Source organism: Streptomyces sp. NPDC090106, from assembly GCF_044747265.1.
In the GTDB taxonomy this organism is placed as follows: Bacteria; Actinomycetota; Actinomycetes; order Streptomycetales; family Streptomycetaceae; genus Streptomyces.
In genome coordinates this window covers 274,512-295,869 of the sequence record NZ_JBIVDS010000002.1, presented here as the reverse complement: position 1 = coordinate 295,869, position 21,358 = coordinate 274,512, and the positions used below count along the sequence as shown (strand labels likewise).

20 protein-coding genes are annotated in these 21,358 nt (G+C 69.4%); 10 read left to right on the top strand and 10 right to left on the bottom strand.

Translation table 11 applies throughout. From position 1 onward, the window contains the following. Window positions 1–43: 43 nt before the first annotated feature. Window positions 44–2,224 carry a DEAD/DEAH box helicase gene (locus ACIPSE_RS06820; RefSeq protein ID WP_401658214.1) on the bottom strand — a complete coding sequence of 727 codons (2,181 nt, stop codon included), beginning with the start codon at window positions 2,222–2,224 and terminating at the stop codon, window positions 44–46. Between the two features lie 1,058 nt (window positions 2,225–3,282). On the opposite strand from ACIPSE_RS06820, the gene ACIPSE_RS06815 reads away from it, so the two are divergent. Next, window positions 3,283–3,549: a hypothetical protein gene (locus ACIPSE_RS06815; protein WP_039658197.1), complete on the top strand. Its 267-nt coding sequence runs from the start codon at window positions 3,283–3,285 to the stop codon at window positions 3,547–3,549. Then, on the top strand, window positions 3,546–3,938 hold the full coding sequence (locus tag ACIPSE_RS06810) for a twitching motility protein PilT (RefSeq protein WP_401658211.1): 393 nt from the start codon (window positions 3,546–3,548) through the stop codon (window positions 3,936–3,938). Before ACIPSE_RS06815 ends, ACIPSE_RS06810 begins: the two co-directional genes overlap by 4 nt. Before the next feature lie 91 nt (window positions 3,939–4,029). On the opposite strand, the gene ACIPSE_RS06805 is transcribed toward ACIPSE_RS06810, so the two are convergent. Then, window positions 4,030–5,019, bottom strand: coding sequence for a helix-turn-helix transcriptional regulator (locus tag ACIPSE_RS06805; RefSeq protein WP_401658209.1), 990 nt, complete (start codon window positions 5,017–5,019; stop codon window positions 4,030–4,032). 457 nt (window positions 5,020–5,476) lie between these two features. Next, window positions 5,477–6,565, bottom strand: coding sequence for a redox-regulated ATPase YchF (gene ychF, locus ACIPSE_RS06800; protein WP_401658207.1), 1,089 nt, complete (start codon window positions 6,563–6,565; stop codon window positions 5,477–5,479). Between the two features lie 197 nt (window positions 6,566–6,762). Between ychF and ACIPSE_RS06795 the strand changes: the two genes are divergently transcribed. Next, window positions 6,763–7,296 carry a DUF6542 domain-containing protein gene (locus tag ACIPSE_RS06795; protein ID WP_401658205.1) on the top strand — a complete coding sequence of 178 codons (534 nt, stop codon included), beginning with the start codon at window positions 6,763–6,765 and terminating at the stop codon, window positions 7,294–7,296. Window positions 7,297–7,299: 3 nt separating this feature from the next. Here the strand turns inward: ACIPSE_RS06795 and ppgK are convergent, their stop codons facing one another. After that, window positions 7,300–8,052 (bottom strand): polyphosphate--glucose phosphotransferase, encoded by a 753-nt coding sequence (gene ppgK, locus ACIPSE_RS06790; RefSeq protein ID WP_401658203.1) that lies wholly within the window; start codon window positions 8,050–8,052, stop codon window positions 7,300–7,302. Window positions 8,053–8,081: 29 nt separating this feature from the next. Next, entirely contained in the window at window positions 8,082–9,101 is a 1,020-nt protein-coding gene (locus tag ACIPSE_RS06785; RefSeq protein WP_401658201.1) for a 4-hydroxy-3-methylbut-2-enyl diphosphate reductase, read from the bottom strand. Between the two features lie 105 nt (window positions 9,102–9,206). Here ACIPSE_RS06785 and ACIPSE_RS06780 point away from each other — a divergent pair, with 105 nt between their 5' ends. Further along, window positions 9,207–10,601, top strand: a complete 1,395-nt coding sequence (locus tag ACIPSE_RS06780; protein ID WP_401658199.1) for an APC family permease — start codon at window positions 9,207–9,209, stop codon at window positions 10,599–10,601. Here ACIPSE_RS06780 and ACIPSE_RS06775 read toward each other — a convergent pair. Continuing rightward, window positions 10,589–11,962, bottom strand: a complete 1,374-nt coding sequence (locus ACIPSE_RS06775) for a collagen-binding domain-containing protein (RefSeq protein WP_401658197.1) — start codon at window positions 11,960–11,962, stop codon at window positions 10,589–10,591. The two genes, ACIPSE_RS06780 and ACIPSE_RS06775, sit on opposite strands and share 13 nt — an antisense overlap. A 138-nt stretch (window positions 11,963–12,100) precedes the next feature. On the opposite strand from ACIPSE_RS06775, the gene xseA reads away from it, so the two are divergent. Continuing rightward, window positions 12,101–13,321, top strand: a complete 1,221-nt coding sequence (xseA, locus tag ACIPSE_RS06770) for an exodeoxyribonuclease VII large subunit (RefSeq protein ID WP_401658195.1) — start codon at window positions 12,101–12,103, stop codon at window positions 13,319–13,321. A gap of 9 nt (window positions 13,322–13,330) precedes the next feature. Continuing rightward, entirely contained in the window at window positions 13,331–13,564 is a 234-nt protein-coding gene (locus ACIPSE_RS06765) for an exodeoxyribonuclease VII small subunit (RefSeq protein WP_401658193.1), read from the top strand. 15 nt (window positions 13,565–13,579) lie between these two features. On the opposite strand, the gene ACIPSE_RS06760 is transcribed toward ACIPSE_RS06765, so the two are convergent. After that, a complete protein-coding gene (locus tag ACIPSE_RS06760; protein ID WP_401658191.1) occupies window positions 13,580–14,101 on the bottom strand; it encodes a DUF4245 domain-containing protein in 522 nt (173 codons plus the stop codon). A gap of 127 nt (window positions 14,102–14,228) precedes the next feature. Between ACIPSE_RS06760 and glpX the strand changes: the two genes are divergently transcribed. After that, on the top strand, window positions 14,229–15,263 hold the full coding sequence (glpX, locus tag ACIPSE_RS06755) for a class II fructose-bisphosphatase (RefSeq protein WP_401658189.1): 1,035 nt from the start codon (window positions 14,229–14,231) through the stop codon (window positions 15,261–15,263). 109 nt (window positions 15,264–15,372) lie between these two features. Here glpX and ACIPSE_RS06750 read toward each other — a convergent pair whose 3' ends face one another. Further along, window positions 15,373–15,759, bottom strand: coding sequence for a WhiB family transcriptional regulator (locus ACIPSE_RS06750; RefSeq protein ID WP_401658187.1), 387 nt, complete (start codon window positions 15,757–15,759; stop codon window positions 15,373–15,375). Between the two features lie 173 nt (window positions 15,760–15,932). Continuing rightward, window positions 15,933–16,613, bottom strand: a complete 681-nt coding sequence (locus ACIPSE_RS06745) for a DUF1707 domain-containing protein (RefSeq protein WP_401658185.1) — start codon at window positions 16,611–16,613, stop codon at window positions 15,933–15,935. Between the two features lie 190 nt (window positions 16,614–16,803). Here ACIPSE_RS06745 and ACIPSE_RS06740 point away from each other — a divergent pair, with 190 nt between their 5' ends. After that, a complete protein-coding gene (locus tag ACIPSE_RS06740; protein WP_401658183.1) occupies window positions 16,804–18,471 on the top strand; it encodes a fumarate hydratase in 1,668 nt (555 codons plus the stop codon). A gap of 88 nt (window positions 18,472–18,559) precedes the next feature. Here the strand turns inward: ACIPSE_RS06740 and ACIPSE_RS06735 are convergent, their stop codons facing one another. Further along, window positions 18,560–18,910, bottom strand: a complete 351-nt coding sequence (locus ACIPSE_RS06735; protein WP_401658181.1) for a hypothetical protein — start codon at window positions 18,908–18,910, stop codon at window positions 18,560–18,562. 251 nt (window positions 18,911–19,161) lie between these two features. Here ACIPSE_RS06735 and ACIPSE_RS06730 point away from each other — a divergent pair, with 251 nt between their 5' ends. Together ACIPSE_RS06730 and ACIPSE_RS06725 are read left to right on the top strand one after the other, a co-directional pair. After that, window positions 19,162–19,875 (top strand): hypothetical protein, encoded by a 714-nt coding sequence (locus ACIPSE_RS06730; protein WP_401658179.1) that lies wholly within the window; start codon window positions 19,162–19,164, stop codon window positions 19,873–19,875. 41 nt (window positions 19,876–19,916) lie between these two features. Further along, on the top strand, window positions 19,917–21,320 hold the full coding sequence (locus ACIPSE_RS06725) for a class II fumarate hydratase (RefSeq protein ID WP_401658177.1): 1,404 nt from the start codon (window positions 19,917–19,919) through the stop codon (window positions 21,318–21,320). The last annotated feature ends 38 nt before the right edge of the window (window positions 21,321–21,358 follow it).

Below are 21,358 nucleotides of genomic sequence, written 5' to 3'. Positions count from 1 at the left end.
CCCGACTCGGAGGAGTCGGGCCCCCGCGGGCCGGAAGTCCCTCTCAGCCGGACGCCGTGGCCTTTCGCTCCGTCATCCCCAGTCGTTCCTGCTCCTCCTCGACGATCCGGCGAGCCAGCTCGGTGTCCGACACGTCGATCGCGTCCGGGGTGGCTTCGGCCACGGCGCTCCGGCGGGCGTAGGCATCGAACAGCCGGGTCTTCTCCTCGAGCATCCTCACCATGCGCTCGTCCACTCCCCCGGTGGCAAGAAGGCGGTGCACCTGAACCGGCCTGACCTGACCCATACGGTGGGCACGTGCCGTCGCCTGGTGTTCGATGGTCGGCTTGATCTGCGGTTCGCAGATGATCACGACCGAGGCGGCCTGCATGTTGAGGCCGACACCGGCCGCCTGGATCTGCGCGAGGAGCAGCGCCGGTCCCGCGACCTCGGCGAAGTCGTCGACGATCTGCTGCCGCCGCCCGGCCGGGACGCTGCCGGTGAGCGGACCGAACATCGGAACACCGGCGGTGGGTCCCGCGGCGAGCGCAGTCCTCACCACCCCGAGCACGTCCTTGAAGTAGGAGAAGATCACCGTCTTCTGCCCGTTCTCGCCGGCCTCCTGAACGATGTCGCGGAGCCGGTCCAGCTTGGCCGAGCCTTCAGGGCGCAGGTACGCGGCCCGGCGCATCGCCATGAAGTTGCCCGCGCGCACCGCTTCGCGGTAGGCCTCCTCGTCCGACGCGCTCAGTTCCTCCCACTCGTCGGTCCGTTGAAGGCTCGGGAGTTCCGTCAGCACGTCCTCCTGGTTGCGCCGCAGATAGACCGGGGCCACGGCCTTGCGGAAGGCGACCGATCCGGCCAAGGCGTCCCGTTCGCCGAGGGAGTCCGCGACACCGCCGTCGAGCATCTCGACCAGGTTGCGGAACTCCACGACCCGGTTCTCCATCGGGGTTCCGGTCATGAAGAGGACGCGCTCGCAGCGCTCCGCCCACAGTCCGACCGCTTGGGACCGCTTGGCCTTCGGGTTCTTCACCGAGTGCGCTTCGTCGACCACCAGCAGCCCGACCTCCCCGCCGCCCGGTGCGGAAAATCCGCGCAGTGCGTCGAACGTCGTCACCCCCACTCCGCCTCGCCCCTTCCAGTCGGCGAACGCGTAGTGCCGGTCGGGTCCGTGCAGGACGATGACACGGAGGGTGCTGCGCGCCTCGATCTCCCGAGTCCAGTTCACGAGAACGCTCGCCGGGCAGACGACCATGAAATGGCTCTGCCCACCGGCGGCCAGATGTGCCAGCACGGCGATCGCCTGGATGGTCTTCCCCAGACCCATCTCGTCGCCGAGTATCACCTTGCGCTGCGCGAGGGCGAACCGCGCGCCGAACGCCTGGTAACCGCGCAGAGAGACCCGCCGGTGCGTGTCGTCGAGCTGTTGCGTCCGTACCCGCTCGGCGATCTCCTCCGGCAGGAACCCCTCGGCGGCCGCCGCGTCGGGCAGCCGCCCGGAGATCTCGGCAAGCAGGCTGTAGTACTCCGCGGAGCGGAGTTCGAAGTCCACCCATGCCGCAATGTCGGACGAAGACCCACGCAGCAGGTCCACGGATGCCTGGGCGAGCAGTTCGCGCAGGTCAGTCCGGTCCGCTTCCTCCACCAGGGAGCGGATCTCGGTCACCGCCGCGCGCGCACGTGCTTTCTTCTCCTGGCCGGCCAGGAGCATCCTGAGACGCCCGGCGGCGGGCCTCGCGTCGACCAGCCATGTGCCGAGCGCTTCGGACACGGCGACGGCCCGGTCCACCGCGCGCCGGGTGTCCGGGCCCGCTTCCACCAGTACGTGCAGAGCCATGACGAGGGCGGTGGTGTTCGGCTCCGGCCGGTCCACGTCGATGTGGACGGCCACCGACTCGTGCACGGCTTCGGAAAGCCGGCCGGCGGCGGCCATGATCTGGTCCGCGGTGCGCTGCCCGACACCGGGAATCTGCCGCAGACGGTAGGGGCCCGCTTCGAGAACCCGGCCCACCGTGGTCAGGCCGCTCTTCTCGACGCTCCCCAGCCGCAGGCGTCCCTCGGTGACGTCCTGCAGCCGGGCGACAGGGATGGCGTCGAGTTCCCGCGTGACCGTCGCGTCATGCAGCGGCTTCAGCGCCGCCCGCACCGCCTCGACCGCCGCGGCGTGGTCACCGACCACTGCCTGGGCCGCCTTGTACAGTCGCGTTCCCCTTGCGACGGTGTCCCGCTCGCCACGCCCCACGCGTCCCGCCCCTCTCTCGCAGTCCCCGCATCCTCCCACCGCCCGATCCGGCCTGGACGGGGCGTTCGTCCGGCCCGGAGCAGAACGCCGATGTCCCGTCCGACAGGGCCTGTGCCCGCGAGACGCAGAAGTGGAGCCGTCAGCGCATCGACGCGTTGTGTACACATGGCGCGCTCGGTCCTCTCGGGCGCATGACACAGCCTGCCAGCGGACCCTGACGAAGCCGGATCGTTCGGCACCCGGCGGCGAAGGCGAGGGCCTCGCCGCGGCGCTGGCCGGTGCCTGACTGGCACTGGCCGGTGCCTGCCTGCGGACATACCGCGAGCCGGTACTGCGGGACGAATGTGCTCCGCGATCGGATCCTCCTCGCCCAGCGCGGGAGTCTCGTCCTCGTCCGCCGCGCACAGGGCTGCCCGGGAGACCCGGACGCCGCGGGCGGGATGGTGCGGGATGTGTTTCTCGACGACGGCCACCTTTAGCATCGCGGCCACCGTCACCGGCCGATCGTTGATCGTGGAGACCGCCATCCCGGCACCGGAGAAGTGCAGCTCCTTGGCGAACTCCTCGAAGTCGCGCTGTGCCGGCCCGGCCAGCCCCTTCCGTCCCAGGCGCGGCACGAGATGGTTCTGGACGAGCCCTTCGTAGTTGCGGCGCGTCGATTCACCGATGACCCGTCGCTTCAGCCACTCCTGAGCCCAGACCCGCAACGACACCCGCCCAGGCGCAGGATCGAAGCGAACGTCGGCCTTCTTGTCGCTCTCGACCCAGTCGGCGGATGCGTCCGCACCATCCGGGCCCACCCGTCGGGCTAACCACCTCTCCCGCTGCCACCCTCGCCCTACCGCCCAGCTCCCGGTACCGCACCGTCCACCCGCGCCGACACCGCGGACGGTCACAGAGGGATTTCCGGTCCCGGACGTCCCTCATGCACCTCTGAAAACGCTCGCCAGCCCAGCCCAGCCCAGCCCCGATCCGTCGCCTGGCCCCTACGCGAAACCGTGCACTGGCGCCTGGACCGCACATCGACACCAGAGGCCATACCGCACTATGGTGAATGTATGGCTACCAAGAAGGTGACTATCACCCTCGACGAATCCCTGGTCGAAGCCCTGGCCGGAGCCGCCGAGGAAGAAGGAATCCCACTCTCCCGCCTCGTCGCCGGAGCAGCCGAACGTGAGCTGCGCCTGCGAGCCGGCCGCGCCGTCATTCAGGAGTGGCAGGCCGAGCACGGCGCCTTCACCCCGGAAGAGCTTGCCGCCGCCCGCGCGGATCTGGCCGCCGCCGACGCCGAATACCTCAGCAATCCGGGAGCCTCGGCCGCGTGAACATCCCCTACCTGTACGACGCTGGGGTCCTGATCGCGATCGACAATGACGACCGGCGCATGTGGGCCCGACACAGCCTGGCTCTGGAAGACGGACGGGACATCCACGTCCCGTCCGTCGTCGTCAGCCAGGCATGGCGGGACTCCCGCCGCCAGGTCAGACTCGGCAAGTTTCTCGCCGGATGCCATGTCGTACCCGTCGGCCTCGAAACCGCCAAAACCGCAGGCATCCTCTGCGGCAAGGCCGGCACCTCCGACATCGTCGACGCCACCGTCGTGACCATGGCAGCCGGCCTCGGCGCCATCATCTGGACCTCGGACCCAGACGACATCCGCACCCTCATCGACGCCCAGGACATCAAACCCGCCCCGGTCATCCGCACCGTCTGACGGCAGATGATCTCCGACAACAAACCTCTACGGGCCCCATACCGCGGGGACGGAGATGGGCACGGCTACCTGATCACGCTCGGAGCTGACATCAGTTTCCTCCGACGTGAGCTGCCCCGTTTTCCACGTCGTCAAGGTGAACGATAATATCCGCAATGGAAAGCGAGCGCATCAAGGCCTCCGTAGGCACCTGAATTCCGCTTCCCATGCGCGTAGTCAGACAGGGAAAAGATCCCGCTCTCACCATCTTATAAGCAGTGGATTTGGCGATTCCCAATGCTTCGGCAGCAGCCGGAATAGCAACGAATTTGGGATAGAAGTCGGAGATGTGGTAATAGAAATTACTACCCGTAACCCACGTACGGGCTAGCATCGTTTCTGTCGCAAGGATGCCTCGCAGACCCGGGCGACGACCAGCCCGAAGATCCTCATGGTAGCGGTTAACCACTTCCCATAGACCGTACATCTGCCATAACGCACCAGTCCGCTCGCCCCTAATTTGCTCGACGATGGCGGGATCCCTCGGGTCCGCGTCGTGAATAATCGAAGACGCCTTCAATGTGGAATCCATCACGACCTCTTCGAACATCAAAAGGTCTTCTACGTCACTGGTTGAACTTTCGCCTTCATGGACATTCGCACGCCGGTAGGCGGCGCTGATGGCCGCCTTGACCATCAACGTCGGAACCTCCCTAGGGGGGACACCTTTCGCCGTCTCCTCCCAAACATCGAGGGCGGCTTCGAACATGTCCGATCGGACGTCTCCCAAATCACAATAGAATTCTCGGGAGATCGACCAAGAGCGTGCGCGAAGGAAAGGGGTGAGGCAGTCCACAACGACCATCCGCCACTTGTTGTCGCCACGCATGTCAGACATGCGCCCCATGGAGACCATCGATTCCCACAGCTGAGACGGCTTCCGTGCCGCTCGTGCAGCTACAGCCCGGGAGCGGAACTTCACATAGTCCGGATGCCGCTTGATCTGACATTCGCGAGCGTCGTCCACATGGACACAGACCGGGCCTTCACCACAAACATCACGCACGTATGCCGCTACGCAGTCGAAGACGTCAGGCGCCATCTGTCCTCCGCGTCTCTCTGAGACCCAGCACGGTACGACATGCCGAGCAGCCTTTCGGCCTGAGAACAAATGAATGCCAGACCTGTCCGCCATTGCCACTTGTGATTAACGATCACAACAGGAGTTGACGAAAATTCCTTCCGGGTTGGATAGAGCTTCGTGACTCCGTCGTGCGGCACGACAACCCTGCCTGGCCCATAGCGAAAGGTGTTCGGCCGCCTGTGCAGGATGCTCGATCACTCCATTGAATCGAGCTGCACCCGACGGCTGATGTTCCGCTATGTCCCGCCGCGGCAAGATCGGAAATAGCAGGAAACAGGCACGATTGCCACGCGAACGCCATCTGCGAGACTCAGGAAGGGTCCACTCAGGAACCCGCAAAAGGGCCGAGCTCACAAGAGAGCTCGGCCCCAAACTCGTACGTTAACGAGTCGCGTAACGTTCAGCAATGGATCGATCACACGTTGAAGCGGAACTCCACCACGTCCCCGTCCTGCATGACGTACTCCTTGCCCTCCATGCGGGCCTTGCCCTTGGCGCGGGCCTCGGTGACCGAGCCGGTCTCGACGAGGTCGGCGAAGGAGATGACCTCGGCCTTGATGAAGCCCTTCTGGAAGTCGGTGTGGATGACTCCGGCGGCCTCGGGGGCGGTGGCGCCCTTCTTGATGGTCCAGGCGCGGGATTCCTTGGGGCCGGCCGTCAGGTAGGTCTGGAGGCCGAGGGTGTCGAAGCCGACGCGGGCGAGGGTGGCCAGGCCCGGCTCCTCGGCGCCGACGGACTCCAGCAGCTCCATGGCGTCCTCCTCGTCGAGCTCGGCGAGGTCCTGCTCCAGCTTGGCGTTGAGGAAGATCGCCTCGGCGGGGGCGACCAGCGCGCGCTGCTCGTCCTTGAAGGCGTCGTCGGTCAGCTCGTCCTCGTCGACGTTGAAGACGTAGAGGAAGGGCTTGGTGGTGAGCAGGTGCAGGTCGTGGAGGAGCTCGGCGCGGTCCGAGCCCTGCAGGACGCCCTGGGAGAACAGGGTGTCGCCCTTCTCCAGGATCTCCTTGGCCTCCTCGACGGCCTTGACCTTCGGGGCGACGTCCTTCTTGATGCGCGACTCCTTCTGGAGGCGCGGGAGGACCTTCTCGATGGTCTGGAGGTCGGCGAGGATCAGCTCGGTGTTGATCGTCTCGATGTCGTCCTTGGGCGAGACCTTGCCGTCGACGTGGACGACATTCTCGTCCTTGAAGGCACGGATGACCTGGCAGATCGCGTCGGACTCACGGATGTTGGCCAGGAACTTGTTCCCGAGGCCCTCGCCCTCGCTCGCGCCGCGCACGATGCCCGCGATGTCGACGAAGTCGACGGTCGCCGGGAGGATCCGCTGGGAGGAGAAGATCTCGGCCAGCTTCGTCAGGCGCGTGTCCGGGACACCCACGACACCGACGTTCGGCTCGATCGTGGCGAACGGGTAGTTGGCCGCCAGCACGTCGTTCTTGGTCAGGGCGTTGAACAGGGTCGACTTGCCGACATTCGGCAGACCGACGATTCCGATCGTGAGCGACACGTTGCGACTTCCCGTACGTGAGGAGGAGAGGCTGGAGGCCCTGCGGGCCTTGGGACTGAAGCCTTGGGCCTGGGTCGATCCACCAGTCTACGGCGTTCCCCGCACCCGGCCGGCGACGAGTCGAACGTCTGGCCAAGGTCCGCCCCTCGGCGTGTCTGAGCGGGGATTTGGCACATAAACCGACCTAAGTTGGTCCAGTGGAGCAACACAGGACGCGACCCCCGCACCTCCGAGCGCGCCGCGCGACGCCCTCCCTGCCCCCGCAGGCCAGGGGCGAACGCCGTCCGGCGGCCGTACGACGTCCTGCTCCGGCGGATCAGGCCGGCAGACGCCGCTTCCCCGAACCCCGGCTGACGGGCCTCGGCGGCGGGCTGTTCTGCGGCGCCGCGATGCTCGTGCTCGGCTGCCTGGACGCGCTGCTGTTCGGGTCCTCGCTGACCGTGTACGGCGTGCTGTTCCTGCCCGTGTGCGTGCTGACCGCGGTCTGGGTGCGGCGGGGCGATCTGTCGACCGCGCCCGTCGTCGTCCCCATCGCCTTCGCCGTCGGACTGCTGCCCGTCGCCGACGGCGGGGACGGCTTCGGCGCCCGCCTGATGGGCCTGGTCACCGCCCTCGCCACCCAGGCGGGCTGGCTGTACGGCGGGACGCTGATCGCCGGTGTCATCGTCACCGTCCGGCGGATCCGGATGATCGGCCGCCGCCGCAGAGCGGCGGCTGCCCGTCAGCGTTAGCCGTCAGCTCCGGCCGCGCTCCGCCGCGCGCATCGCCGCTCCCACGATGCCCGCGTTGTTCTGGAGCTGTGCGGGGACGATCTCCGCCTCGATGCCCTCGATGAGGTGCAGGAACTTCTCGGACTTGCGGCTCACGCCGCCGCCGATGATGAACAGCTCCGGGGAGAACAGCATCTCGACGTGGGCCAGGTACTTCGTGACCCGGCGCGCCCAGTGCTCCCACGTCAGCTCGCCGTCCTCCTTGGCCTTGCTGGAGGCACGCTTCTCCGCGTCGTGCCCGTGGAGTTCGAGATGGCCCAGCTCGGTGTTGGGGACGAGGGCGCCGTCGGTGAAGACGGCGCTGCCGATGCCGGTGCCGAAGGTGAGCAGGATGACCGTGCCGCTGCGGTCGCGGCCGGCGCCGAAGTGCATCTCGGCGACGCCCGCCGCGTCCGCGTCGTTGACCAGGGTCGTCGGCAGGCCGCCGAGCCGCTCGGTGAACAGGGCGGCGGCGTCCGTGTCGATCCAGCTCTTGTCGACGTTGGCCGCCGTACGGATCGTGGTGTCGCCGGTGACCACTCCGGGGAAGGTGAGGCCGACCGGGCCCGTCCAGCCGAAGTGGTCGACGACCTGCTTCACGCCGTCCGCCACCCCGTCCGGCGTCGCCGGGTGCGGGGTGAGGACCTTGTGGCGCTCCTGGGCCAGGTCGCCCTTGTCCAGGTCCACAGGGGCGCCCTTGATCCCTGAACCGCCGATGTCCACACCGAAGATCTGCATGGCCCTACGTTACGACGGAGGACTGACGGTCACTCCCCGGAGGTCCCCGAAGCGCCCTTGCGCTGGGCCACCAGCGCCGCGGCCTCCTCGCGCAGGTCCCGGCGCAGCTCCTTGGGGAGCGAGAAGGTGATCGACTCCTCGGCCGCCTTGACCAGCTCCACATCGCCGTACCCGCGCTGGGACAGCCACTCCAGGACCTCCTCGACGAGGATGTCGGGGACGGAGGCGCCGGAGGTGACGCCCACCGTCGTCACGCCCTCCAGCCAGGCCTCGTCGATCTCGGCGGCGAAGTCGACGAGGTACGCCTCGCGGGAGCCGGCCAGCTTGGCGACCTCGACCAGGCGCACGGAGTTCGAGGAGTTGCGGGAGCCGACCACGATGACCAGCTCGGCCTCGGCGCCCATCTGCTTCACCGCGAGCTGACGGTTCTGCGTGGCGTAGCAGATGTCGTCGCTGGGCGGGGAGATGAGCTGCGGGAACTTCTCCTTGAGGGCGTCGACGGTCTCCATCGTCTCGTCCACGGAGAGGGTCGTCTGGGAGAGCCAGACCACCTTCGACTCGTCGCGGACCTCGACCTTGGCGACGTCGGCGGGGCCGTCGACGAGCTGGATGTGGTCGGGGGCCTCGCCGGAGGTGCCGATGACCTCCTCGTGGCCCTCGTGGCCGATCAGGAGGATGTCGTAGTCGTCGTTGGCGAAGCGGACGGCTTCCTTGTGGACCTTGGTGACCAGGGGGCAGGTCGCGTCGATCGTGGCGAGCTGCCCGCGCGCGGCCTCCTCGTGGACGACGGGGGCGACGCCGTGCGCGGAGAACATCACGATGTTGCCGGGCGGCACCTCCTCCGTGCGCTCGACGAAGATCGCGCCCTTGTTCTCCAGGGTCTTCACGACGTACTTGTTGTGGACGATCTCGTGCCGGACGTAGACCGGAGCGCCGTACTGCTCCAGGGCTTTCTCGACGGCGATCACGGCGCGGTCCACGCCCGCGCAGTAGCCACGGGGGGCGGCGAGCAGGACACGGCGGCCAGGCGAAGCAGTCATGCGTCCCATCGTAAGGCCGCGCTCGACAGGTCAAAGATCGCGTCGGCGGCGAGACTGGCCGGGATGTGTGAAGGGCGGGGACCGCGCGACGGCAGGCTACTGGCGGAGGCAGGGATGTCCGAGACCGGCACGACCGATCGAGCGCCCGATCCGGGCCATGACCTGCGGCGCAGTCTGGGCTTCCGGGATCTGGTGGTCTACGGGCTGCTTTTCATCGCCCCGATGGCGCCCGTCGGCGTGTTCGGCACGCTGGACGCGCGGTCGCACGGCGCGGTCGCGCTCGTCTATGTGGTGGCGACGGTGGCGATGGCGTTCACCGCGTTCAGCTACGCGCAGATGGTGCGGGTGGTCCCGCGCGCGGGTTCCGTGTACGCCTACGCGCGCGCGGCGCTCGGCAAGGAGGCCGGGTTCGTCGCCGGGTGGATGGCGATGCTGGACTATCTGCTGATCCCGGCGGTCGCCTATCTCTTCTCCGGCATCGCGATGAACGCGCTGGTCCCGGAGGTCTCGCGGTGGGTGTGGACGGCGCTGGCGGTCGTCGTGACGACGCTGCTGAACCTGTGGGGCGTGCGGGCGGCGGCCCGGGTCGGCTTCCTCGTCCTGGCGATGGAGATCGTCGTCCTGCTGGTCTTCGTGGTCTCGGCGGTCGTCGTCCTCGCGCGGGACGGCGCGCAGCGGGGCTGGCTGTCGCCGCTGTCGGGCGACGGCACGCAGGGGGCGTTCGCGCTCTCGGCGGTGATCGGCGCGGTGTCGGTGGCCGTGCTGTCGTACCTCGGTTTCGACGCGATCGCCTCCTTCGCGGAGGAGGTGACCGGCGGTTCGGCGAAGGTCGCGCGCGCGGTGCTGTTCTGTCTGGCGCTCGCGGGTGTGCTGTTCGTGGCGCAGACGTATCTGGTCGCGCTCCTGGAGCCGGTGACGAGCGCGGAGCTGGCCGCCGACCCGGGCAGGCAGGGCTCGGCCTTCTACGACGCCGTGGACGTGTCCGTCGGGACCTGGCTGCACGACCTGGTGGCCGTCAGCAAGGCGATCGGGGCGGCGTTCGCGGCGCTGGCCGGGCAGGCCGCCGCCGCGCGGCTGCTGTTCGCGATGGGCCGCGACCGGCGGCTGCCCCGGGCCCTGTCGCGGACCGACTCGGGTGTTCCGCGGGTGGCGCTGGCCTGCGCCGCCCTGATCACGCTCGTCGCGGCGGTCTGGGCGGCCCGGCGGGACGACGGCATGGACCATCTGGTGTCGGTGGTCGACATCGGCGCGCTCACCGCGTTCACGCTGCTGCACGCGAGCGTGGTGAGCTGGTTCGCGGTGCGCCGGGCGGGCGGGCCGGTGATCTGGTGGCGGCATGTGCTGATGCCCGTGGTGGGCGCGGCGATCACGGTCGCGGTGATCGTCGAGGCGTCCCGGGCGGCGCAGGTGGTCGGCGCGGTGTGGTTCCTGATCGGGGTGGCGGTGCTGGTCGCCCAGCACCGCCGGGCCGGGCCGGTTCCCCCGGAGGGGTCCGGTCAGGCCTCGTGACGTCCTCGGCGACGGCGTGACGCCCAGACGGTGAGCGCGGCGCCCGCGCCGACCAGAGCCGCGGCGACGGCCGCGAGCGGGCCGACGGGGGTGTCGGCACCGGTGTCCGGCATCTGTCCGGTGGGGCCGGGGTGCGGCGGGGCCGGACGGGTCGACGTCGTGCTCGGTGACGGGGTGGGGCTCGGCGTGGGCGTCGGGGTCGGGGTGGGCGTCGGCGTCGGAGTCGGGGTCGGGGTCGGCGTGGGCGTCGGGGTCGGCGTCGGGGTCGGCGACTCGTCCTCGCAGGTCAGTTCCGCGTCGAACGGGAAGTAGTGGATCTCCCCCGCGTTCACCGCCGCGCTGGAGCCGGTCGCCAGGGGGCCCGCGACCAGGGACTTCACGATGACGTCACCCTCGATGTTGGACGGGTCGAGGTCGACGAGGTGCGCGCGGGGCGCGTAGATCGTGCCCTCGACGGTGTCGCCGTCGGCGATGGTGATCTGCGTGGCGTCGGGGAAGTCCCAGATCATGTAGGGGGCCTGGGTGCCGGAGACGCCGGCCAGGTTGGGGACGTGCCAGGTGTAGTCGCCGCCGTCGGCGGTGGTGTCGACGACGATCAGCAGCGGGGTGTCGGCGGTCGGCTGGTTGACGAAGGTCAGCTCGTCGAGATTGTTGAGCTGCTCCCCCGTCAGGTGCAGCACGTTGGTCCGGCCGGTGACCAGCTCGATCTTGACGCTGCTGCCGGCCGGGATGTCGTCCTGGTCGGCGAGGGGCACGCCGTTGCCGTCGAGCAGGGTCACGTTGGTGGCGCACTCGGCCATCTCGTCGGACCGGTCGCGGTACGTCGAGAAGAGCGAGGTGAAGTCCATGAGCCCCGACTGCGCGACGGACGCCGCGGACTGCTGGACCGTCAGCTCGATGCGCGGGGTGGCGTCGTAGGCGGCACCGGTGGCGTCGACATGGGTGTTGACGGAGGCTCCGTTGGCGTCCGTGGTGAGCGCTTGGGCGCCGGTCATGTCGCCGATCTTCAGGTACCCGTCGCTGAGCACCTTGAGCACCCCGACCGAGCTGCTGGCGGCGTGGTCGACCTGCCCGCCGACCAGCAGCGCCGTCGGGTTGGAGTCCCCGGGGGCGATGTAGCTCCCGGCGGTGTTCAGGGCGACGTTGTAGCCGTCTCCGTAGGTGAGATTCCCGCCGATGGCCACCGGCCCCTCGGACTCGGTGCTGCCGAGGACGGCGTCGTCCTCGACGACCACCCCGAACCCGTTGCTGCCGTCCACGGGGTTGCCGATGGTGACCGTGTCTCGGACGAGGGCCGCGTTGCCTGGTTGGGCGGCGACGGCCGTGATCACCAGAGCGACCGACAGGCCCGCTGTGCCCATATAAGAACCTTTTGCCATGTCGTGAAGTTAAGAACGCGGCCTCCCCCGGCCCGCGTCACCACGCCGACGGACACCCCCGTACGCCGCCCGCGGGGACGGTCCGGCCCGTTGTCGGCGGTGCCGACTACGCTCACGGGCATGGCTCTCAACACGTCCGCGGAAGCCCCGCTGCCCGTCGGCGAGGTGTCGCGGCTCATCGGCGGATGGATCGACCGGCTCGGCGCGGTGTGGGTCGAGGGGCAGATCACCCAGCTCTCGCGGCGCCCCGGGGCGGGCGTCGTGTTCCTGACGCTGCGGGACCCGTCGCACGACATCTCGGTGAGCGTCACCTGCTACCGGCAGGTGTTCGACGCCGTGGCCGACGTGGTGAGCGAGGGCGCGCGGGTCGTCGTCCTGGCGAAGCCGGAGTGGTACGCGCCGCGGGGCCAGCTGTCGTTGCGGGCCGCGGAGATACGGCCCGTGGGCGTCGGGGAGCTGCTCGCGCGTCTGGAGCAGCTGAAGAAGTCGCTGGCCGCCGAAGGGCTGTTCGCGGCCGACCGCAAGAAGCCGCTGCCGTTCCTGCCGCAGCTCGTCGGCCTGGTGTGCGGGCGGGCGTCGGCCGCCGAGCGGGACGTGCTGGAGAACGCCCGGCACCGGTGGCCCGCGGTCCGCTTCGAGGTGCGCAACGTGGCGGTGCAGGGTGTGCACGCGGTGCCGCAGGTCGTGCAGGCGGTCAAGGAGCTCGACGCGCGGGACGAGGTGGACGTGATCATCGTCGCGCGGGGCGGCGGCAGCGTCGAGGACCTGCTGCCGTTCTCCGACGAGGAGCTGGTCCGCACCGTCGCCGGCTGCCGCACCCCGGTCGTCTCCGCGATCGGGCACGAGCCGGACACCCCGCTCCTCGACTACGTGGCGGACCTGCGCGCCTCGACCCCGACCGACGCCGCCAAGAAGGTCGTACCGGACGTGGGCGAGGAGGTCGAACGGGTGCGGATGCTGCGGGACCGGGCCCGGCGGTGCGTCCGGGGGGCCGTCGAGCGGGAGGAGCGCGGGCTCGCCCACACGCTCGCCCGGCCGTCGATACAGGACCCGCACCGGATGGTCGACGAGCGGGCCGACCATGTCGCCTCGCTCGTGGAGCGCGCGCACCGCACCCTCGGCCATCTCCTGGACCGCGCCGACTCGGAGCTGACGCACACGCACGCGCGCGTGGTGGCGCTGTCGCCCGCGGCGACCCTCAAGCGCGGGTACGCGGTCCTGCAGAGGTCCGACGGCCATGTCGTGCGCGACCCCGAGGAGGTCACCGGCGACGAGGTGCTGCGGGCGCGGGTCTCCGAGGGCGAGTTCACGGTCCGGGTCGATGTCAGAACCGATGCTTAGGGTGGGCGCATGACCAGCAAGGTGGATGAGGCGCTCGGCTACGAGCAGGCGCGGGACGAACTGATCGACGTCGTACGACGGCTGGAGGCGGGCGGTACGACGCTGGAGGAGTCCCTCGCGCTGTGGGAGCGCGGCGAGGAGCTCGCCAAGGTGTGCCGCCGCTGGCTGGAAGGCGCGCGGGCCCGGCTGGACGCGGCGCTGGCCGAGGAGGAGGAAGCGGACGGCGAGGAGGCCGACGGGTGACGCCGGCCCGGCGGGCTACTTCTCGTCCAGGGCGTTCGTGACCTGCTTGAGCTGGGCGTAGGAACCGGTGCCGGCGACGACGGTCGTCGCACCGTCGGCCTGGTGGACGAGGGCGTCGTACCGGCCGCCGCTGTAGCGGGTCCAGGTGTCGCCGCCGATCGTCTCGGTGGTCTTCGTCGCCTCGCTGCCCTGGGTGGCGTCGTCGATGAAGTCCGAGGCCTTCTCGGTGGACTGCTCGATCTGGACGTACTCGCCGTCGGGGGCCTGGAAGCCCAGGTGCCAGGTGGCGTACGGCTCGCCCTGGTAGCGGACCGAGGTCGCCTTCCAGGTGTCGGCGAGACCGGAGGGGGCCAGCACCGGGTAGGGGGCCGCCCGGCGCGCGGTGAGCAGTTCGACGCGGTAGTCGACCGTCTTCACCTCGGGTGCGGAGTCGTCGTGCGGGATGAAGAGATAGATGATCCCCGCCATGACACTGATCAGCCCCAGGGAGAGCACCATGTCCCGGACCGTCTTCTGCTTGCCCTTCGTACCAGCCACGCCCCCTATCGTCGCAGGTGCCCGTCGCGCTCATCCGTGGGGTCCCCTGCTCATCTTGTCGGACTGACGATAGAGTCGAGGATCGAACCCTCATCCGGCCGTCGTCGTATCAGAAAGGTGCGCCTCGATGACCGAGCATCATCAGCTGCCGTCCGAACTCGAAGTCCCCAGCGAAGCTCCCGACCGCAACCTCGCCCTGGAACTCGTCCGGGTGACCGAGGCCGCCGCGATGGCCGCGGGCCGCTGGGTCGGGCGCGGTGACAAGAACGGCGCCGACGGGGCCGCGGTGCGGGCCATGCGGACCCTCGTCTCCACCGTCTCGATGAACGGCGTGGTCGTCATCGGCGAGGGCGAGAAGGACGAGGCGCCGATGCTCTTCAACGGGGAGCGGGTCGGTGACGGCACCGGGCCCGAGTGCGACATCGCGGTCGACCCGATCGACGGCACGACGCTGACGGCCAAGGGCATGCCGAACGCGATCGCCGTGCTGGCCGCCGCGGACCGCGGGTCGATGTTCGACCCGTCCGCCGTCTTCTACATGGACAAGCTGGTCACCGGCCCCGACGCCGCCGACTTCGTCGACATCGACGCGCCGGTGTCCGTGAACATCCGGCGGGTCGCCAAGGCGAAGCGGTCCTCGCCGGAGGACGTCACCGTGGTCATCCTGGACCGTCCCCGGCACGAGGGGATCATCAAGGAGATCCGCGAGGCCGGCGCGCGCATCAAGCTGATCTCCGACGGCGATGTCGCCGGATCGATCTACGCGCTGCGCGAGGGCACCGGCGTCGACATGCTCCTCGGCATCGGCGGTACGCCGGAGGGCATCATCTCGGCCTGTGCCGTGAAGTGCCTCGGGGGCACCATCCAGGGCAAGTTGTGGCCGAAGGACGACGAGGAGCGGGCCCGCGCGATCGACGCCGGGCACGACCTGGACCGGGTGCTCACCACGGACGACCTGGTCTCCGGCGAGAACGTGTTCTTCGTCGCCACCGGCATCACCGACGGCGAGCTGCTGCGCGGGGTGCGCTACCGCTCCGAGATCGCGACGACCGACTCGATCGTGATGCGCTCGAAGTCGGGGACGGTGCGGCGGATCGACTCCGAGCACCGGCTGAGCAAGCTGCGCGCCTACAGCGCGATCGACTTCGACCGGGCCAAGTAGTCCGGCGGTCGGGCGGGTTCGGCGGACGCCGGGCCCGCAAGCCGAAAGGGCGCCCCCGGTGCGGAGGGGGCGCCCTTTCGCTGTGGTCGGGGTCGGCCGGCCCGGCGGGTCAGCCTGCCTGCGCTATGCGGTCGGTGGCCCGGACGGCCTTCTGCAGCTCCACGTCCCGGCGGCGGCGCCGGGCCAGCACCACACGGCGTTCGGCCGCCGTGAGGCCGCCCCAGACGCCGTAGGGCTCCGGTTGCAGCAGGGCGTGCTCGCGGCACTCGACCATCACCGGACAGCGGGCACAGACCCGCTTGGCGGCCTCCTCGCGGGAGAGCCGGGCGGCGGTGGGTTCCTTGGAGGGGGCGAAGAACAGTCCGGCCTCGTCCCGCCGGCACACCGCCTCGGTGTGCCATGGAGCGTCCTGGTCCCGATCTTGCGCCGGCACCGCTGGTACCCGCTGGGCCGGAACATGAGCTACCTGCGGGGACGAATGCGGCGGATGCAGCACGGTCTACTCCTGACGACGGCTTCGCGAGCGAGAGACGATGCAGCAAGCTCTACCCGCTGTGTGCGCGCCTATGCACTCAGTTCCGAACCGCTGGATTCCGGGTGGAGTCGTGCGCTTCTGTGCGTGGAGCGCGGGCGGACCGCCGCCCTCCGCCGCCGCCGGATTCGCGACCGTCAACGATCCAGATGCTTGTGCAAACTGTGTCCGACCTTGCGCTGAACGCGATCGAGGATGTCCGCGACGAGATGGCCCCGCTTCGGCCTGCCCTCGATGTTGCCCAGGATCGCCCAGCCGTCGACGTACACCACGGGCGCGTTCGGCTCGGTGGAGTCCAGGGTGTCCACCTCGAAGTTGCCGAGGACTCCGCCGCCGGTGCCGCGCAGCGAGACGTTCTCCGGGACACGGACCTCGACGGTGCCGAAGACCGAGATCGCCTTGATGACGATCTGCTGGTACTCGAACAGGGCCTCGCTCAGATCGATCTCGACGCTGCCGAACACGGCGTAGGCGTGGATACGGCGGCCCGCGCGCCAGCGGCCCCGGCGCACGGCGCTGCTGAAGACCGCCACCACGTTGTCGTCGGGCTCGGCGGGCGGGCCGGTGGGGCGGTTGGGGGCCGTCGGGACCGTACGGCCCCGGTGGGCGGCGGGGAGGTCCTGGATGAAGACGTCCAGCTCGCCCACGGTCTTGGCGGCGAGCACGCCCTCCACCCGCTCGGCGTGCTCGTCGGCCGTGAGCCGGCCCTCGGCGAGCGCCTCGCGCAGGATGTCGGCGACGCGGTCGCGGTCGGCGTCGGAGGCGCGCAGTTCGGCGGCGGGCGCACGGGGCGAGGAGTCCTGCTTCTGAAGGTCCACGGCCACAGCGTACCCAAACGCGATAGATCGCGACTACCCCCTGTGGACAACCCGGTGCCGCGCCTCGCACGAGCGCCGCGCGGCGCGACTGAGCCTTACCTCACAAGCTTCCGGTCTTGGACAGGTTCTACGCTGGTGAGGCTCGCCAAAGGAGGCGGGCGGCCGTCTTGTCGAGTGAGGAATGGGCGACATGCCTGAGTTCGCGTACACCGATCTGCTCCCCATGGGAGAGGACACCACCCCCTACCGGCTGGTGACCTCCGAGGGTGTCTCGACCTTCGAGGCCGACGGGCGCACGTTCCTCAAGGTCGAGCCGGAGGCGCTGCGCGCGCTCGCCGCCGAGGCGATCCACGACATCCAGCACTACCTGCGCCCCGCGCACCTGGCGCAGCTGCGCCGGATCATCGACGACCCCGAGGCGTCGAACAACGACAAGTTCGTCGCCCTGGACCTGCTGAAGAACGCGAACATCGCGGCGGCGGGCGTCCTGCCGATGTGCCAGGACACGGGCACGGCGATCGTGATGGGCAAACGCGGCCAGAACGTCCTGACCGGGGGCGGCGACGAGGCGGCCCTGTCCCAGGGCATCTACGACGCGTACCTCAACCTCAACCTGCGCTACTCGCAGATGGCCCCGCTGACCATGTGGGACGAGAAGAACACCGGCTCCAACCTGCCCGCGCAGATCGAGCTGTACGCGACCGACGGCGGCGCCTACAAGTTCCTCTTCATGGCCAAGGGCGGCGGCTCCGCCAACAAGTCCTTCCTCTACCAGGAGACCAAGGCGGTCCTGAACGAGGCCTCCATGATGAAGTTCCTGGAGGAGAAGATCCGTTCGCTCGGCACGGCCGCCTGCCCGCCGTACCACCTGGCGATCGTCGTCGGCGGCACGAGCGCCGAGTACGCGCTGAAGACGGCCAAGTACGCCTCCGCGCACTACCTCGACGAGATCCCCGCCGAGGGCTCCGAGCTCGGGCACGGTTTCCGGGACAAGGACCTGGAGCAGAAGGTCTTCGAGCTGACCCAGCGGATCGGTATCGGCGCGCAGTTCGGCGGCAAGTACTTCTGCCACGACGTGCGGGTCGTGCGCCTGCCCCGGCACGGCGCCTCCTGCCCGGTGGCCATCGCGGTCTCCTGCTCGGCCGACCGGCAGGCCGTCGCGAAGATCACCGCCGAGGGCGTCTTCCTGGAGCAGCTGGAGACGGACCCGGCGCGGTTCCTGCCGGAGACCACCGACGAGCACCTCGACGAGTCGTCGGACGTCGTTCGGATCGACCTGAACCAGCCGATGGACACGATCCTCGCCGAGCTGACGAAGTACCCGGTCAAGACCCGCCTCTCGCTGTCCGGTCCGCTGGTCGTGGCCCGTGACATCGCGCACGCCAAGATCAAGGAACGCCTCGACGCGGGCGAGGAGATGCCGCAGTACCTGAAGGACCACCCGGTGTACTACGCGGGCCCGGCGAAGACCCCCGAGGGGTACGCGTCCGGCTCGTTCGGCCCGACGACGGCCGGGCGCATGGACTCCTACGTGGAGCAGTTCCAGGCGGCGGGCGGCTCCAAGGTGATGCTGGCGAAGGGCAACCGGTCGGCGCAGGTCACCGACGCGTGCGACGCGCACGGCGGGTTCTACCTCGGCTCCATCGGCGGGCCCGCCGCGCGGCTCGCCCAGGACTGCATCAAGAAGGTCGAGGTCGTCGAGTACGAGGAGCTCGGCATGGAGGCGGTCTGGAAGATCGAGGTCGAGGACTTCCCGGCGTTCATCGTCGTCGACGACAAGGGCAACGACTTCTTCCAGGACCCGGCCCCGGCCCCGACGTTCACGTCCATTCCGGTACGGGGTCCCGGGCTGGCGTGACACCTGCGGGTACGCATAGGTGAGGGCCCCGGTCACGAAGCGTGACCGGGGCCCTCACCCGTGCGCAGGAGGTGCGGCCGACCGCCTGTCAGTCCGAGGGGGTCCCGTCGGCGTCCTTCTCGGCGCCGTCGGTCCTCGCCTCCGTCAACTCGTCCCGCGAGCGGCGCGGTGCAGGCAGCCGGGGAGCGGCGGAACCGGTGGACGTGACGGGTTCCGTCCCGGGCCGCGCGAGGTCCGAGTGACGCTGGCGGTAGGCCAGCCAGCCGCGGAACGACACCGACACGGCGGTCGCGATGGCGGCGATCACCGTCGGCCCCGCGTCCGCCGCGAGCACGATGACCAGCATGGTCGCCAGGATCGAGAGCAACGCCAGGAAGTTGGCGGCCAGTTCCGCCAGATGGAATCGCAGCTCGGAATCACGGTCGTCGCGTCCACGCATGGACACACCCTCTCGGTAGAACAGGAACGGCCGTCAGGAATTCCGGGCGCCCGAAAGCAATGGCAGGCTCGGGCAACTCGCTTGCGTACGAACCCGGTTCGACGGCGCAGGTTCATATGTACCACCGGCCACGCCGCTCCCCCGGCCCACAGACGCCTCTCGCGTTTTCCGATAAAAGACGAAGACGCGGACGGCAATTGGATCTTCGGCGAGCTGCCAGACTGGTCGGCGGAAAGGGTGGACGATCAACGTTGGCAAGTCATCGCAGGACGTCCTCGCTCGACGAGTTCTGCGACGAGCTCATCGCATTCCGCACCGAGGCGAAGGTCTCCGTGCCGCGGATCGCCGAGATGAGCGTGCGCAGCGAGTCGGGGATCTACAAAGCCTGGTGCAAAACGGAGTTGGCGCCCTGGAAACTCGTCGAGGACGTGATCAGGGCGGTCTGCCTGGCCTGCGGATATGCCGACGGCGACGAGCAACGTACCGTCGAATACTGGCGGGAGAGACATCGCGCGGTCAAAGAGGAGATCGAGGCCGGAAAGGACGTCGTCACCTCGCTGCTCAATGAACTGGTGGAGTGGCAGGCCCGGCAGAACTCCCGCACCGACCGGCTGGAACAGGCACTGAAGACGCTGTGCGACGAGGTCACCGGGTTGAAACGGGGACAGACGGCGCAGCCCGACGCCACGCTCCACTTCGGGAGCCGCTGCGCGCACGAGCACCCGCACGACCTCCCCCAGCACGACGTCCTCGCCGAGGTCCGCCAGCACATCGTCCGGTACGAGCACGAGGCGCAGCGGCTGCGGGAGGAGTCGGAGCAGGCCGAGCTGCGGGCCCGGGAGCTGTCGGAGCACGCCCGGGAGGTGCAGGCACGCGCCGATCGGCTGCACCGTTACCTGGGCGCCCTGCTTCCGGCCGCCGGCGTCCGGCCGAGCCTGCCGGGACAGGCCGTACGCCAGGAATAGCCTCGGCGGCGGTGACGCTGTCCAGTCGGAGGTGATCGGCAGTGGCCGATGAGCAGCAGGAACAGGGATTCCGGGTCGAGCACGACTCCATGGGCGAGGTCCGGGTGCCCGCGCACGCGAAGTGGCGGGCGCAGACCCAGCGGGCCGTGGAGAACTTCCCCGTGTCCGGTCAGCGCATCGAGCGCGCCCACATCGAGGCGCTCGCGCGGATCAAGGGCGCCGCGGCGAAGGTGAACGCGCGGCTCGGGGTGCTCGACCCGGACGTGGCCGAGGCGATCCAGGAGGCGGCCGGTGAGGTGGCCCGGGGCGACTGGGACGCGCACTTCCCGGTGGACGTGTTCCAGACCGGGTCCGGGACCTCGTCCAACATGAACGCCAACGAGGTCATCGCCACGCTCGCCACCGAGCGGCTCGGCCGGGACGTGCATCCGAACGACCACGTCAACGCCTCGCAGTCGTCCAACGACGTCTTCCCCTCCTCCCTGCACATCGCCGCGACGGCCGCCGTCACCCGGGACCTGATCCCGGCGCTGGAGCACCTCGCCGGCGCCCTCGCCCGCAAGTCCGAGGAGTTCGCCGACGTCGTGAAGTCGGGGCGGACCCATCTCATGGACGCCACGCCCGTCACGCTGGGCCAGGAGTTCGGCGGGTACGCGGCCCAGGTGCGGTACGGCGTCGAGCGGCTGCACGCCTCGCTGCCGCGGCTGGCCGAGCTGCCGCTGGGCGGCACCGCGGTCGGCACGGGGATCAACACGCCTCCCGGCTTCTCCGCCGCCGTGATCGAGGAGGTCGCCCGGGCCACCGGGCTGCCGCTCACCGAGGCGCGGGACCACTTCGAGGCGCAGGGCGCGCGGGACGGCGTCGTCGAGACGAGCGGGCAGCTCAGGACCATCGCGGTCGGGCTGACGAAGATCGCCAACGATCTGCGCTGGATGGCCTCGGGGCCGCGCACCGGCCTCGCGGAGATCTCGCTGCCCGATCTCCAGCCGGGGTCCTCGATCATGCCGGGGAAGGTCAATCCGGTGATCCCGGAGGCCGTGCTGATGGTCGCCGCGCAGGTCGTCGGGAACGACGCCACCGTCGCCACCGCCGGCGCGGCCGGGAACTTCGAGCTCAACGTGATGCTCCCGGTCATCGCCCGGAACGTCCTGGAGTCCGTACGGCTGCTCGCGAACGTCTCGCGGCTGCTCGCCGACCGGACCGTGGACGGGATCGTCGCGCACCGCGAACGGGCCCTGGAGTACGCCGAGTCGTCACCCTCCGTGGTCACGCCGCTGAACAAGTACATCGGGTACGAGGAGGCCGCGAAGGTCGCCAAGAAGGCGCTCGCGGAGCGGAAGACCATCCGTCAAGTCGTCCTGGAGGGCGGGTACGTGGAGCGCGGCGATCTGACCGTCGAGCAGCTGGACTCGGCGCTGGATGTCCTGCGTATGACGCGTCCGTAACCATTTTCGGCCGCGGCGCGAACCATGACGTGTGCCAC

What these genes read in the sequence shown, in the direction of transcription:
- ACIPSE_RS06815 (WP_039658197.1), top strand. Translation starts at nt 3,283, where the DNA reads ATGGCTACCAAGAAGGTGACTATCACCCTCGACGAATCCCTGGTCGAA.
- ACIPSE_RS06805 (WP_401658209.1), bottom strand. Translation starts at nt 5,019, where the DNA reads ATGGCGCCTGACGTCTTCGACTGCGTAGCGGCATACGTGCGTGATGTT.
- ppgK (WP_401658203.1), bottom strand. Translation starts at nt 8,052, where the DNA reads ATGCAGATCTTCGGTGTGGACATCGGCGGTTCAGGGATCAAGGGCGCC.
- ACIPSE_RS06785 (WP_401658201.1), bottom strand. Translation starts at nt 9,101, where the DNA reads ATGGGACGCATGACTGCTTCGCCTGGCCGCCGTGTCCTGCTCGCCGCC.
- ACIPSE_RS06780 (WP_401658199.1), top strand. Translation starts at nt 9,207, where the DNA reads ATGTCCGAGACCGGCACGACCGATCGAGCGCCCGATCCGGGCCATGAC.
- ACIPSE_RS06775 (WP_401658197.1), bottom strand. Translation starts at nt 11,962, where the DNA reads ATGGGCACAGCGGGCCTGTCGGTCGCTCTGGTGATCACGGCCGTCGCC.
- xseA (WP_401658195.1), top strand. Translation starts at nt 12,101, where the DNA reads ATGGCTCTCAACACGTCCGCGGAAGCCCCGCTGCCCGTCGGCGAGGTG.
- ACIPSE_RS06765 (WP_401658193.1), top strand. Translation starts at nt 13,331, where the DNA reads ATGACCAGCAAGGTGGATGAGGCGCTCGGCTACGAGCAGGCGCGGGAC.
- glpX (WP_401658189.1), top strand. Translation starts at nt 14,229, where the DNA reads ATGACCGAGCATCATCAGCTGCCGTCCGAACTCGAAGTCCCCAGCGAA.
- ACIPSE_RS06740 (WP_401658183.1), top strand. Translation starts at nt 16,804, where the DNA reads ATGCCTGAGTTCGCGTACACCGATCTGCTCCCCATGGGAGAGGACACC.
- ACIPSE_RS06735 (WP_401658181.1), bottom strand. Translation starts at nt 18,910, where the DNA reads ATGCGTGGACGCGACGACCGTGATTCCGAGCTGCGATTCCATCTGGCG.